The 13,983-nt window shown below is 37.0% G+C and carries 9 protein-coding genes and 2 pseudogenes; 8 read left to right on the top strand and 3 right to left on the bottom strand.

The window, feature by feature from the left end; all coding sequences use genetic code 11:
- Positions 1–83: 83 nt before the first annotated feature.
- From QK255_RS01365 to QK255_RS01385, 5 genes and pseudogenes are all read left to right on the top strand, one after another.
- Positions 84–1,030, top strand: a pseudogene (locus QK255_RS01365) (magnesium transporter CorA family protein).
- Between the two features lie 633 nt (positions 1,031–1,663).
- Positions 1,664–1,912 carry a GlsB/YeaQ/YmgE family stress response membrane protein gene (locus QK255_RS01370; protein WP_002292290.1) on the top strand — a complete coding sequence of 83 codons (249 nt, stop codon included), beginning with the start codon at positions 1,664–1,666 and terminating at the stop codon, positions 1,910–1,912.
- Positions 1,913–2,111: 199 nt separating this feature from the next.
- A complete protein-coding gene (locus QK255_RS01375) occupies positions 2,112–2,516 on the top strand; it encodes an organic hydroperoxide resistance protein (protein WP_002292291.1) in 405 nt (134 codons plus the stop codon).
- A gap of 132 nt (positions 2,517–2,648) precedes the next feature.
- A complete protein-coding gene (locus tag QK255_RS01380; protein WP_002292292.1) occupies positions 2,649–3,692 on the top strand; it encodes a YncE family protein in 1,044 nt (347 codons plus the stop codon).
- A 14-nt stretch (positions 3,693–3,706) separates the two neighbouring features.
- Complete coding sequence (locus QK255_RS01385; protein ID WP_002292293.1) at positions 3,707–4,270, top strand: restriction endonuclease subunit S; 564 nt, start codon at positions 3,707–3,709, stop codon at positions 4,268–4,270.
- 751 nt (positions 4,271–5,021) lie between these two features.
- On the opposite strand, the gene QK255_RS01390 is transcribed toward QK255_RS01385, so the two are convergent.
- From QK255_RS01390 to QK255_RS01400, 3 genes are read right to left on the bottom strand one after another with little or no spacing between them, the layout of a single operon-like run.
- On the bottom strand, positions 5,022–5,903 hold the full coding sequence (locus tag QK255_RS01390) for an ROK family protein (protein ID WP_002292294.1): 882 nt from the start codon (positions 5,901–5,903) through the stop codon (positions 5,022–5,024).
- A 21-nt stretch (positions 5,904–5,924) separates the two neighbouring features.
- Positions 5,925–6,908, bottom strand: coding sequence for a LacI family DNA-binding transcriptional regulator (locus tag QK255_RS01395; RefSeq protein ID WP_002310605.1), 984 nt, complete (start codon positions 6,906–6,908; stop codon positions 5,925–5,927).
- A gap of 12 nt (positions 6,909–6,920) precedes the next feature.
- On the bottom strand, positions 6,921–8,399 hold the full coding sequence (locus tag QK255_RS01400; RefSeq protein WP_002292297.1) for a sucrose-6-phosphate hydrolase: 1,479 nt from the start codon (positions 8,397–8,399) through the stop codon (positions 6,921–6,923).
- A 228-nt stretch (positions 8,400–8,627) separates the two neighbouring features.
- On the opposite strand from QK255_RS01400, the gene QK255_RS01405 reads away from it, so the two are divergent.
- From QK255_RS01405 to QK255_RS01415, 3 genes and pseudogenes are all read left to right on the top strand, one after another.
- Positions 8,628–10,583 (top strand): sucrose-specific PTS transporter subunit IIBC, encoded by a 1,956-nt coding sequence (locus QK255_RS01405; protein WP_002292298.1) that lies wholly within the window; start codon positions 8,628–8,630, stop codon positions 10,581–10,583.
- Positions 10,573–12,167: pseudogene (locus QK255_RS01410) on the top strand (glycoside hydrolase family 13 protein). The gene QK255_RS01405 and the pseudogene QK255_RS01410 overlap by 11 nt, the downstream one beginning before the upstream one ends.
- Before the next feature lie 799 nt (positions 12,168–12,966).
- Positions 12,967–13,806, top strand: a complete 840-nt coding sequence (locus QK255_RS01415; protein WP_234944712.1) for a hypothetical protein — start codon at positions 12,967–12,969, stop codon at positions 13,804–13,806.
- The last annotated feature ends 177 nt before the right edge of the window (positions 13,807–13,983 follow it).

A 13,983-nucleotide genomic window follows, 5' to 3' on the forward strand; every position in this document is an offset into this window, starting at 1 on the left:
TTGAAATAGCGCTTTTTCTTGACAAAAAGCAGTCACCATTAGATAGTTGAAGAGAAGTGAAGGAGTTAAAGGAGAGAGGCAAAATGTATTCGTACTATAAAATCGAAAAGAACCAAATCAGAGAATCATCCGAAGAAGACTATAATTGGTTGGTAGTCAAACATGGAAATGAAGAAGAAAAAAAGAGCTGCTGACACTTTTTGATTTACCGGAAGATATTTTTATTGGCTCCGATGAACCAGAGGAAGTTTCTCGATTAGAACATTTACGAGACACTAAATTAAACAATCCGTTTCTTTATACATTGATCGATCTTTCTTCAAATCATCAAGAACGCATTGAAAAACGCCTTGAACCTGTCACATTTATTCTTTCCAAAGGATTGATGATCACCTATGTCTCTAGAGAATCGAATCTCGTTGAGCGATTGATCGAGAAACATGGAAGTGAGCTTCGACATTTTGAGGATATCATTGCTTTTGCCACATTAATGATCTATACCCACTATATCAATGGGTTGAAAGAGATTAAAAAGCAAATCGACCAATTGGATGCGGCTGCCCGTAAAACAACCGAAAATAATGAACTATTTAATCTGGCAGACACAGAACGAGATATGGTTTATTTGGATCACACGTTGAAAGATCAGAATCTTACAGTGAATCACTTGATGGAACGAAAAGAGTTTTTAGACAAATTAGATAATGAATCGTTAGTTTACGACATTAAACTGCGACAGAAATTTGCCAACAAGCTTGTCACGATCTATCGCGATTTATTGGAAACCATCGGTGGTCTATTCTCGGATATGATGGACAATAATTTGAACCATTTGATGAAATATTTAGATTCAGCAGCATTAGTGGTTGCAGTGCCATCATTGATTGCTGGACTTTGGGGGATCAACACTGGCGGACTGCCTGGGAAGGATAACACGATAGGAACGATTCTAGTTTTTGGGTTAGCTGTCTTAGTAGGCATCCTTACTGCTGTCTATCTTTCAAAGAAAGACTTTTCAAAAACAAAATAAAAAAGCAACTTTGTCTAGCATTGAACGCTGGGCAAAGTTGCTTTTTTTCGTGACTTCACAATCGCGAAGACTGTCCAATAAGCAGAGGGGAGAAGCGAGAAATGAAAAATATTAAGAAGAAAGGCCGGGGTACAATCCGAACAATTTATATTTTACTTTACTCGCTATTGCATACGCTCACTTCTATCGTTGCTTTTTCTCATAATCCTTTTACATAGTGAGGGGAAGCAGGTTTCAAATACAAAAGGCAGAATCAAAGGAATGCCAATTGTTTTGATGTTTCATCAGAAGGATGTAGTGAATGAGGTGTGTACGACAATCAGGTTTCTTTGATTGCTTTTATTCATAGGGAAGATGACGGTTGAAAGCAGACAATGAAAGAAAATCGCACATAGTCTAGGTACCCTTTATCAGAAAATAACTTTTTGCTTATCGAAACGTTTTCAAAGAGCTGCGGCAGTTTTTTTGACCTCTTGCAGTGAGTGTTAACGATTCCAAAAAGTTGATTTATCCTTAATATAACAACGTTTTAAATTTTTTTTGTTTTTTTAAGAGCAAAATTTTTGTGTATTTTTAAGAAGAAGCGTAACATAATATGTGTAATAAATATTTCACAGAAAGAAAGAGAAAATTATGCATTGGTTATGGGTATTAATCGTAGGAGCTATTATCGGTTTGATTGCCGGAGCAATTACAAATAAAGGTGGATCAATGGGATGGATCGCTAACATCGTTGCAGGTTTAGTTGGTTCAGCAATTGGACAAGCATTGTTAGGTAGCTGGGGTCCTCAATTAGCAGGAATGGCTTTGATTCCTTCTATCATTGGTGCGATCATCGTTGTTGCTGTAGTATCATTTTTCTTGGGACGTTCAAGAGGTTAATCGTCAAATATATCAGCAATTTTACCTATTATCTTAAGGAGCAGCTTTTCGCTGCTTCTTTTTTTGTATAGATAAACTGCTTCTATCACTGATCATCGATGTTGTCTAACTGATGTCGCCGAATGCAAGCATTACCTTTGTCAGATTAAAAAATACTCGTTACACTTAATATAGAACGACGAAAGAAAGGATGATCTCAATGAAAAAAATGTACGAAACAGCAATGATCAATCGTGGAGGCCGTGATGGCGAGGTTGAGGCACCAAACGGAAGTATGCACATGAAGATCGACCGCCCAGGAATCCATAGTGAAGGGACAAATCCGGAACAACTTTTTGCGGCTGGATACGCATCTTGCTTCAACGGCGCGGTTCAACACATGCTGGAAGAAAATAATCTTGAGTCTGATTCTGAAGTCAAAGCACGGGTATCTTTATTTCAATTAGAAGATGGGGGCTACCAAATCGGGGTTGTTTTAGAAGTTTCTTTGCCAGGACTTGAGAAGGACCAAGCAGAGAAAATCGCAGAAGAAGCCCACGCATTTTGCCCATACTCTAAAGCAACAAGAGGCAATATTGATGTGGAAGTGACTATAGTAGAATAAGGGATTCTTAATGTTACTATAAATGAGATTATGAAAGATCCTATAAAGAAACGCTAGTAAAAGAAACATGTAGTTACGGTAATTAATAGCGGTATATGTACGATTGATCGAATAGAACAAGGAGGCAAAAAAATGACACAGCGGGTAGCAATAATGATTTTAGTGTTGCTGGTCATTGGCCTCCTTGTTTACTATGTCCTAAAGTTTAAGCATTGGAAGCAGCAACGGATACATCAGGATATTGAAAAAAAGTTAAAACGGTATCCTATTGTTCAAGCAGCTTGGGAAAAGGCTGAAGCAAAACAATATAACATTCCTGGATTAACAGAAACAAGAATGGTGGTGCCGGAAACCGGCGAAAATGAGGTTTGTCAATGGATGACGCCGCAAGGGTTGGCTTTTTCTCAAGATTTTGTGTTTATTTCTGCCTACTGCTATGACCATCAGCATCATTCTATTATTCATGTACTGGATAGAGAAACAGGACAGCCGATCAAACTGCTGATTTTACCTAAACGGCCACATGTAGGGGGCTTAGTATATGATACAAAACGGGAACTTTTATGGTTGACAATCACAGGATCTGCTACTGGACGAGTAGCCGCTTTACGTTTGATCGATATCTTAGCAGATACATCTGAAGAGACGGGACAGCCAATCGCTTATTGGCTGACAACTGATCTCTCAGAGATTCCACAAGCATCGTATTTGACTCAAAACAATGATCAACTGGTATCTGGCAACTTCACACTAAAAGGTGAAGGACAGTTGACTTTCTATCTATTGCCGACGATAGCTGAAATGAAAACAGCAATTCGCCGCAAAGACAAAATCCAACCAACCGTGACAATGAGCAGAAAAACATCTGATAAGATTCAAGGTGTGGCTTTTTATGGCCATTATCTCTTAGCCAGTCGTTCTTATGGTCCTTATACCTCGGAACTCTTAGTGTCCGAGCGGGACTCTCCTAGCCGGATCCTAAAACGAATCAAATTTCCACCGTATTTGGAACAAATCGTTGTTGTAGAAGATCGTCTAGCAGTATTGTTTGAAAGTGGCGCCGCAGCGTATCGCGAGAAAGCCAATCCTGTGTTAGCCAATGTTTTATTACTAGACTTAGCAACGTTGCTTCATGCAAATAAACGTCCCAAAAAGATTGCTGCAACTAAAAAATAGTCGGACAACTCAAGATGATCACTGTTGTTCATAAAGAACGACAAGAAAAATCATCTAGCGATGTTCGACTATGGGTTTATTTAGGAAGTATTTCTACTAAGATTCAATATGGCTATACAGATTCGGCGAAAAAACAAGGCAATGTTAAGTTTTTGAGAATCACAGATATACAAGAGGGACGTGTAAATTGGTCCAGTGTGCCTTACTGTGATATTAGTAATTCTAAACTAGTTGATTTAAGATTGGAAGAAAATGACATTTTGATAGCAAGGACAGGAGGAACTATGGGAAAAAGTTTCTTGGTTAAGGAAATAAGTGAGGAATCTGTTTTTGCTTCTTACTTGATTCGAATTAGGTTAGTTGAGAAATTATTATCAGAATACGTATACTGCTTCTTAGACTCGCCATTATATTGGAAGTTATTAGAAAAAATTTCTTACGGAACTGGGCAACCAAATGTAAATGGTACAAATTTATCTAAACTACTTATACCATTACCACCTTTAGAAGAACAACAACGCATGACTACTAAAATAGAAATGATAAGAAGATCTATTCGTAGAATCAATTTTGAGTAAATATAACGGACCTAGCATCCATTTTATACCAGATGATGCTAGGTCTATTATTTATATTTTATGGAATTTAATTGATTTGTTCTAGTGTTTTAATATTATTACGACAGTAAAAAAATAGTTTGATTCTTCTAACATGAATGACCATCTAGAAGTGGAAATGTATAAAAGATTTATTTTATGAAGTTTTCCTAATATCATTCACTCATGATACGCAGCGCCGTATCATAAGTGATGATATTTTTGTAATGTGTTCGGGCATGCTCTCTACTTACTAGTAGGTCAAGTTATTGATCATTAAATAGTAGAAATAGCATGTCTAAGGAGACATTCCACAAAATCATTAACATACATTAAATAAATTGAGCTGTTGCATAATAGACATAAGGAAATGTTCTTTTCTATATTTAGAAAAGCTGTCAAGGCGAAGTTTAAATATCACAAAACTTAATTGGAAAAGATAATCAACTGGAACTTGCTAGCGTTGCAAGTTGAATAAAAAAACAACCAAGATTAGATTGTAGGAACTTGTAGAAGATCATAATTTGAAGTTAACAAAAGAATTCCACGACACCTCTACTCTGTTAAGTACAGGAAACAGAGAGTTAAGGGCAAGAAAAATAGGCGAGGATATCGGGTTGAAAGGCCGATTGTAGAACATAAGTTAATAGTAAATAAAAAGACGAAGAAATCGCGTCAAGTGGATTCTTCGTCTTTTTATTGATGAGATTGTTGTGACAACGTGCTTATTTTATTAGAAGATATCTTTTTCTGATTTTTCTAATGCTAAAGCTAAACACCCAATGATTCCAGCATCATCTCCTAATTTTGGAGGTAATACATAGTTTTCGAATGCTGGGTAGTCTACATAGTGATTCATCAAACCAACCAAAGCTTCTTGGACTCGTTCTCTCAGATGTGCTTGTTTCATTACGCCTCCGCCAAAGATGATGACATCAGGTGAAAATAGAAGAGTTGTGTTATAGACACATTGAGCGATGTAATAAGCTTCTAATTCCCAAGAAGGATCAGCGACAGACAACTCTTGACCTTTCATGCCTGTTCTTTGTTCGATTGCAGGTCCAGAAGCCATTCCTTCCAGGCAATCGCTATGATAAGGACAAACACCTTTAAAGGTATCCACAGGGTGTCGGCGCACAAGCATATGTCCCATTTCAGGGTGGCTGAAACCTTCTACAAAAGTGCCATTTTGCAAGGCACCGCCACCAATACCTGTTCCAATCGTATAGTAAACAATAGTGGAACGCCCTTTTCCATTCCCCGCGACATATTCTCCGTAAGCAGCTGCATTGACATCGGTGGTAAAGACAATCGGTAGTTCTTTTAAATTTTTATTTAAATAACCGATAAAATCAAAATTCTGCCAAGCTTTTTTTGGAGTAGAGGTGATATATCCGTATGTTGCTGAATTGGGATGAATATCAATCGGTCCAAAAGAACCTATTCCAATCGCTGCCAGTTGTTCTTGGTGTTTTTTGAAGAAATCAATAACGTTATTCATCGTTTCTATCGGCGTGGTTGTAGGGATTTGTATTCTTTCAATTACTTCTAAATCTTTCGTACCTACTGCGCAGACAAATTTTGTTCCGCCAGCTTCAATTGCTCCATATAACATAAAACATTTGCTCCTTTGCAGTTAAGTCGTTTTACCTTGAATCAGCTTTACTGGTAAAACGTAATGTGATTCCAGTGGTTTTTCAGCATCTTGGATTCTTTGCAGTAGCAAGTCTACAAGGATGTCGGCAATATCCGTTATTGGTTGAGCGATAGTAGACAGATGCGGAAAATAATTCTGGATAAATTTTGTTCCGTCATATCCAATGATTTTCAATTGCTCAGGGATGCGGATATCGAGCTCTTGACACAGATTGTATGCCAATACAGCTGTAAGATCATCTGTGCAAAAAATACTGTCAATCTCTTCATTTTGCAAAATCCGTTTGATTTCTAAATTTTTTAAAGCAGTGGAACGAGCAGTTGAATGGAATTGAAAAATCTGTGGTTCTAGCTGCTGCTCATCCATAAATTTCAAATAGCCGTTCATTCGGTCATTTGTGGGGGAGTTGGATTCTTGCGAGCCCGTCAAAATAGCGATTTTACGAGCTCCTTTTAGATAGAGATTTTCTGTCGCGAGATAACCGCCTCGGAAATTATCACTGCTGACGATTGGTGTTCCGTCTGCCAGATAGCGGTCAAAAGAGACGATTGGCAACTCAATATTTTCGTACTCCTGTATCCCGAGATTATGAGCGCCGGCGATGATGCCGTCCACTTTATTTGCTGCTAACATGTTGAGATAATTTCGTTCTTTTTCTTTATTATTAGCACTGTCACATAAGATCGAACGATAGCCTAAATCAAATAATTTACTTTCCAACTGTTCGACTAATTCGCCAAAAAATGGATTGGCGACTGTTGGGAAAATCAAGCCGATCAATTGGGTGTTTTTTCCTTGAAGTGAACGGGCTAACGAATTCGGCTGATAATTGAGTTCTTTCATTGCTTGATTTACTTTATCGATTGTTTTTTGACTTAAAGAACCATAATTATTTATCACTCTCGAGACAGTAGTAGGAGAGACTCCTGCTTTTTTTGCCACATCTGTCAATTTAACAGCCATTTTCTTCATCCTTTATTTGTTCATATTCCGCAGATGCCATAATTTCCCTTTAAATTCCCTGTCACTTTTTATATACAAGCCCGTTTGATCATCTGTCGGAAAGACACGGGCAGTTGCTGTTTGCTGTCCATCATTTACAAACACCTCTACAACGGAACGATCAACAAATATTTGTAATTTCAGCGGTTTCTTTTCAATTGAGAATTCACGTACAGTTCCAAAATTTTCAGCGAAAGATTTGCCGGCATGGCTGCGATCCATACTCATTTTACCATGTATCGTATCAAAGGATAGTGTTAAACCGTGTTTTTGTTGTTCATCTGCAAACAATAAAATAGTACCTTTCTGTGAGTAATCGAATTCTAACTGGAGTTCATATTGATTTATTTCCGCGTCAATAGTGGTTTCCAAACCGCTAAAGTGATAAGGTTTTCCTTTTCGCAACTGCGCTGTTTCTTTCACCGGTCGTTGATAGAGCTGCTCTTTTTCAATAGTAAGTTCTTTTACGATGCTCAAGCAGTGTGCCCATCCTTCTTCGTCAGTTGGATAGCTGATTTCAGGCAACCCAATCCAACTGATTGCCAAGGTTCGTCCATTTTCATCACTGAAACAATGCGTCGCGTAAATGTCAAATCCTTCATCTATATTTTTTATGTGAGTAGGGTCGGAAAGCTCATTTTTTTCAAAATCAAATGTTTGACCGATCACGTAAGTATTCGGGTAAATATTACTGTATGAGTGGATCTCGTGAGATAAACCTTGTGGGCAGAAGACCAGTAGTGCTTTGCCGTTCACAAATAATAGATTTGGACACTCGATCATAAAACCCATTTCTTCCTCTGTAAAACCCAAAGTTCCTAAAAACTGCCAATTTTGAAGATCTTTACTGTAATAAGTTAGGATTCTTCCTTGTTTTTGTTCAGTTTGTGCTCCGACAATGAGCAAGTAACCGTCATCATAAGCAATCAGCTGAGGATCACGGATTTCTTGTGTATATCCCGGAGGTGGGGAGCTGATCAAAGGAGTCGGTATCTTAGTGATATTACCATTTTTGTCCATCCATGCCCCTAACTGGAAGGAATGACGTCCCCAATTCGAATCACGCACATTTCCGGTATATGCAAGGAACAGTTGATTATCAATCGGCAAAGCTGAACCTGAGTACACACCGTGACTGTCAAATGAATTATCTGGAATCAGTTTGAGGCCATCGTTTTTCCAATCTATCAGATTAACTGAGGAGAGATGGTACCAAGATTTCAGACCATGAACAGACCCCATCGGATATGCTTGATAAAATAGCTGCCATTTCCCGTCGAAATAGGAAAAACCATTCGGATCGTTCAATAAACCAGTAACTGGTTGTATATGGTAGCCTAAGCGCCAATGGGAAGAATTAATTTTTTTCTCTAAGGAATGCAAATGTTCTTCAGACCATTCTTTATATGGACGATAACGATCCGTTCGTGACCAATTTTCTTTAAGTTTCATGACAAACTCCTTGTAAACGTATTCTTGGAATTATAATATATTTTTTCTGGTAAAATGTCAAACGAATATCAAAATTAAATGGCTTATAAAAGCTATTTTTTTATATATAAAAAATTATTTTATTTAAAATTTGATAATCGATTGACAATTGTTTTAAATCATGGCATATTGTGCTTAAGAAAAATTTATAGTTACTGCTTCAATAATTTTGGATTAGGAGGAAATGAAATGGATTACAAAAAAGTAGCTGAAGAAATCAGCAAAGCGCTTGGAGAAGACAATGTACAAGCAGCTGCGCATTGTGCAACACGTTTACGGCTTGTCTTAAAAGATTCAGACAAAGTAGACCAGAAGGCTCTGGATGATAATGAAAGTGTGAAAGGAACTTTTGAAGCAAATGATCAATTTCAGATCATTATCGGAGCAGGTGATGTGAATAACGTATATGATGAATTCGTTAAGATCACCGGCGTAAAGGAAGCTTCAACCGACGATTTGAAAGCGGTAGCATCGAATAAGAAGAATAATCCTGTCATGGCCTTTATCAAGGTGTTGTCAGATATCTTCGTTCCGATTGTCCCTGCATTGGTTGCGGGTGGACTGTTGATGGCTCTGAATAATGTTTTGACGGCACAGGATTTGTTTGGTCCTCAGTCAGTGGTTGAGTTGTATCCATCAGTGAAAGATTTTGCTGGCATCATTAATTTACTTGCTTCAGCGCCGTTTGCTTTTTTGCCGATTTTGGTAGGTTTTTCAGCAACTCGACGTTTTGGAGGCAATCCGTATCTTGGAGCAGCAATGGGGATGGCGATGGTCATGCCGGATTTAGTGAATGGATACAGTGTGACGAATGCTATTGCAGAAGGATCGATGCCTTATTGGAATATTTTTGGAATGAATGTGGCACAAGCCGGTTATCAAGGATCTGTTCTTCCAGTCCTTGCAGTTTCTTGGATTTTAGCTACTTTAGAAAAATTCTTCCATAAACGGTTGGCTAATGCTTTCGACTACACATTTACTCCAATGCTAGCTATTATTATTACTGGTTTTTTAACTTTTACAGTAGTAGGGCCGGTGATGCGTACTGTCGGAGACGGCTTAGCTGATGGATTAAGCTGGTTATACAGTACTACTGGAGCTTTCGGCTTAGGTGTCTTTGGTTTCTTCTATTCGCCGATAGTCATTACCGGATTACATCAAAGCTTTCCAGCAATCGAGACTACTTTACTAGCAGATGTTGCCAGAACGGGTGGCTCTTTTATCTTTCCAGTTGCCTCAATGGCAAATGTAGCGCAAGGAGCGGCTGCTTTGGCGATTATGCTGCTGACAAAAAATAAAAAGCAAAAGAGTCTAGCTACCACTGCAGGTGTTTCCGCTATGTTGGGGATTACTGAGCCAGCAATATTCGGTGTGAATTTGAAACTGAAATTTCCGTTTATTTGTGGAATGATTGCTGCAGGAATTGCTTCATTCTTTATCGGCTTGTTCCACGTATTAGCAGTTGCGATGGGACCGGCAAGCGTCATTGGCTTTATTTCCATTGCACCTCGTTCGATTCCTTCATTCATGATCGGAATTGTTATCAGTATAGTGATCGGTTTTTTAAGCACTTACTTCTATGGAAAAAAACATATGGAACTGCTAGCAGATGGTGAATCAAAAGGAACAGAAGCAGCTGAGTCAATCAGTTCAGCTCCTAAAACGACTAGGAAACCGCAAGATGAAATTTTAGCTGCATCAGTCAGCGGGAAGATTCTCCCTTTAACGAAGGTAAAAGATCCAGTTTTTTCCACTGAAATGATGGGAAGAGGTATAGCAGTCAAACCAGATGACGGGGTAGTCCATGCTCCAGCAGATGGTATATTGACAGTTGTCCACGAATCTAAACATGCATATGGCTTGAAAACAGAGAAAGGAGCGGAAGTACTGATCCATATCGGTATCGATACAGTGAATCTAAAAGGGGCCGGATTCACGACACAGCGACAATATGGTGAATTAGTGAAAAAAGGGGATATTCTCGGTACATTTGATCGTAAATTGCTTAAAGAAGAAGGGTACGACGATACAATTATGGAAATTGTCACTAATTCCTCTGCATATGCTAATGTAAAAATTCTTGAAAAAAACACGGTCAAAAGTGGTGAAGATATTCTGATAGTGAGTGAAACAGATGAGAAATAAATGGTGGAAAAGTGCAGCAATCTATCAAATCTATCCTCGAAGTTTTCAAGATACAAATGGAGATGGCATTGGAGATATTCCTGGTATTCTTTCAAGATTAGATTATCTAGAAAACCTGGGAATCAATGCGATATGGTTAAGCCCGGTTTATGAATCACCTAATGATGATAATGACTATGATATCAGTGACTACAGAAAAATAGGCGCAGAATATGGAACGATGGCAGATATGGATTTACTGATAAAAGAAGCACGACAAAGGGGAATAAGAGTCATCATGGATCTTGTTATCAATCATACGTCAGACAGACATCCATGGTTTCAATCGGCAAAAAAAGTGTTACCAGTCCCTATCACGACTATTATGTTTGGCGTAAAGAACCGAATGGATTAGAGTCGAACTTCGGCGGTTCAGCATGGACCTATGTGCCCGAAGTGAATCAATATTATCTGCACTTGCATTCGAAAAAGCAGCCGGATTTGAATTGGCAAAATCCAAAGATGAGACAAGCAATCTATGACATGATGAATTTTTGGCTTGAGAAAGGGATTGGCGGATTTCGATTAGATGTCATTGATCTGATTGGAAAACAGCCGGAACAATCTATTACTAAAAATGGTCCTCTTTTACATGATTTATTGCAAGAAATGTACCAAAAAACTTTTGGTCATTATGATGTAGTGACAGTGGGAGAGACTTGGGGGGCAACGCCCAAGATTGCGCAGCTGTATTCAAAAGAAGAACGCAAAGAATTATCAATGGTCTTTCAATTCGAGCATATTAATCTAGACAAACAGAATGGCAAGCGAAAATGGGATCTAAAGGATTTAGATCCACAGGAATTACATCGGACTTTTTCTAAATGGCAGATTGAATTAGGTGGTTGTGGTTGGAATTCTTTATTTTGGAATAATCATGATCTCCCACGAATCATTTCTCGCTGGGGGGACGATCAAGAATATCGAACAATCAGTGGAAAAATGCTAGCGATATACCTCCATTTTATGCAAGGTACTCCTTATATCTATCAAGGAGAAGAGATCGGCATGATCAATTATCCAGTAAAGAGTATTGATGAGGTAGATGATATTGAAAGCCAAAGAATGTATGCAGAACGTATAAAAAAAGGCTATTCGAAGGAAGAGTTGATCCAATCAATCAACTCGAAGGGGCGAGATAATGCTCGCCATCCGATGCAATGGAACAATCACAAAAATGGTGGCTTTACGGAAGGCACTCCTTGGTTGCCAGTGGGGAATACAGAAGAGATCAATGTAGAAGCAGCATTAGCTGCTCAAGATTCCTTGTTTTATACGTATCAAAAACTGATCGAATTGCGCAAAGAATTACCTGTGATTGTCTATGGGAAATATCAAGTCATTGAGACAGAGGAACCGAATGTTTTAGCATATCTACGCAGTTTAAAAAAACAAAAAATACTAGTTGTAGTTAATTTTTCTGATCAAAAGACTACTTTTCCAATCGGTAAGTATCGTGTCAAACAAGTCTTGATCCAAAATTACAAAAAGAAAATTACTAACAATTTACTCCCATATGAAGCTTTTAGCGCGCTGATCTATTAAGTGGTTTTTTCTATAGATGAATCTCTATTATGATGTAAATAGTTCAATGAGAGGATGGATATACAGTAGAAACATCAATGCATTGTATTGATAAGAAACATTTAGAGTACTGGAAATAATGTATTGGTGAGCAAGGGTCTCTCTGTCCAATAAGAATCAAGTCGTTTACGTGTGGTATTATGTAGAAGTTTAATAAAGACATCCCTTGGAATTTGAACGAAAATCTGGTTTTTACTTTTTAGGGGTAGTGAGTAAATTTTATCAAAAAATCTTCATTAAACAATTTGGCAAAATAAATTTGGAAAACGAAATATATTTCAACATCCAAGTGAACTATAAATCTCATTCACTCTTGATACCCAGCTCCATACTATAAATAACATTGTTTATAGATAAAACTATTTACAGCAATTACAACAATAAAAATAAAAATGCCGAAGACAGGAGTGCGGTGACTCCCAAAAATTAGACTAAAAATCTATTTTTGGGAGTTACGGCACTTCTTTTTTGCGTATATGAGCTTGAGGAGATTCATTTATTCTTTCTACAGAAATCATCTTTCGATTTTTATAATTTTTTTGATAGAAAAACAAAAAAGAGAGAATAAAATGTCTATATCAAGAAAAATAAGCAGATTATTTGTAGTAAAGTAAAATGGGAGGAAATAGATAGAATTTTTTAGGAAGAAGGAAGATAGATGTATACAGTAATAATTGTCATTGTTGTCATAGCTAGTTTATGCACAAGTCTGTAGGGATATTATAGAATACCTGATAGAGATAGGAACAAAAAGGAGTTTGTGAAGTTGGGAATAGGATTGTTGATTCATCTATTTACTTTAGTTATTCCACTAATAATACCTCAAGAAAGAACTAAAATTATTTTTCCAGAAATAGAAGATAAAATAGAAGAAAATAATAAATTAAAGACAGAGATAGATGATAGAAATAAAATAATAGCAAATATGAGTAAAGAAAAAGAAAAATTAGTTGATGAGATAAAGAATCTGAATGATAAGAATTTTGCAGAATTAAAAACAGCTAGTTTAGTGGTTGATGGATTAAAAAACAAAACTAAATCTTCTGTAGCTATGATTAATGGACTGATGTATCTTAATCAAGAAACTACACGGGAACTATTGAACCAACAGGTATTTTATGATGAAAATAATGAAACTATTTATATTGGTAATAAAGGTAATAAAATTACAAAAGAAGATTTAGAAGGTAATTATTCCATGTTATATAATGGAAAAGGCTATGTGAGCTTAGACTCTATAGATGGTAGCACGATAAAAGAACCTAAAGTTGCAGGAATAGAGATGACACAAAGATTTATTATTGAAGGTTCAAGTTTTGATAATTCATATGCGCTTTTTCGGTTAGATGGTAAATATTCATCAATTGAATTTGATGCTGGTATGTTAGATAATACTAGTCAATACTCCATAAGTGATGCAGTGATCAAACTAGAGTTGGATGGTACTGAAAAATACAAAGAAAAGATTCGTGCAGATATTGCATCCAAACATTATAAGTTTGATGTGACTGGGATAAAAACATTAAAAATTAATCTTAGTGATAGCAATGCGATGTTTGGGTTTTATAATGTTATTTTTAATAAATCGTTATTTTTTTAACCAGTTCATAACAACAATGTTTTAAATGATCAATTATACAACGAATAAGCTTATTCGTTTAAATATTCGAAATTATCAAAAAAATCATTGACAAATTTTAGCATTGGTGGGATATTGTTAATCAAATAATAAAGCGCTGAAGAGAAGAGTAGCTGATGAATAGCAAGCAAAGAGAAC

Source organism: Enterococcus sp. ZQ21 (genome assembly GCF_030053755.1).
In the GTDB taxonomy this organism is placed as follows: domain Bacteria; phylum Bacillota; class Bacilli; order Lactobacillales; family Enterococcaceae; genus Enterococcus_B; species Enterococcus_B lactis.

Excerpts from the sequence above, each read along its gene's own strand:
- QK255_RS01370 (WP_002292290.1), top strand. The coding sequence starts at position 1,664 with ATGCATTGGTTATGGGTATTAATCGTAGGAGCTATTATCGGTTTGATT.
- QK255_RS01400 (WP_002292297.1), bottom strand. The coding sequence starts at position 8,399 with ATGAAACTTAAAGAAAATTGGTCACGAACGGATCGTTATCGTCCATAT.
- QK255_RS01390 (WP_002292294.1), bottom strand. The coding sequence starts at position 5,903 with ATGTTATATGGAGCAATTGAAGCTGGCGGAACAAAATTTGTCTGCGCA.
- QK255_RS01395 (WP_002310605.1), bottom strand. The coding sequence starts at position 6,908 with ATGGCTGTTAAATTGACAGATGTGGCAAAAAAAGCAGGAGTCTCTCCT.
- QK255_RS01375 (WP_002292291.1), top strand. The coding sequence starts at position 2,112 with ATGAAAAAAATGTACGAAACAGCAATGATCAATCGTGGAGGCCGTGAT.
- QK255_RS01405 (WP_002292298.1), top strand. The coding sequence starts at position 8,628 with ATGGATTACAAAAAAGTAGCTGAAGAAATCAGCAAAGCGCTTGGAGAA.
- QK255_RS01380 (WP_002292292.1), top strand. The coding sequence starts at position 2,649 with ATGACACAGCGGGTAGCAATAATGATTTTAGTGTTGCTGGTCATTGGC.
- QK255_RS01385 (WP_002292293.1), top strand. The coding sequence starts at position 3,707 with ATGATCACTGTTGTTCATAAAGAACGACAAGAAAAATCATCTAGCGAT.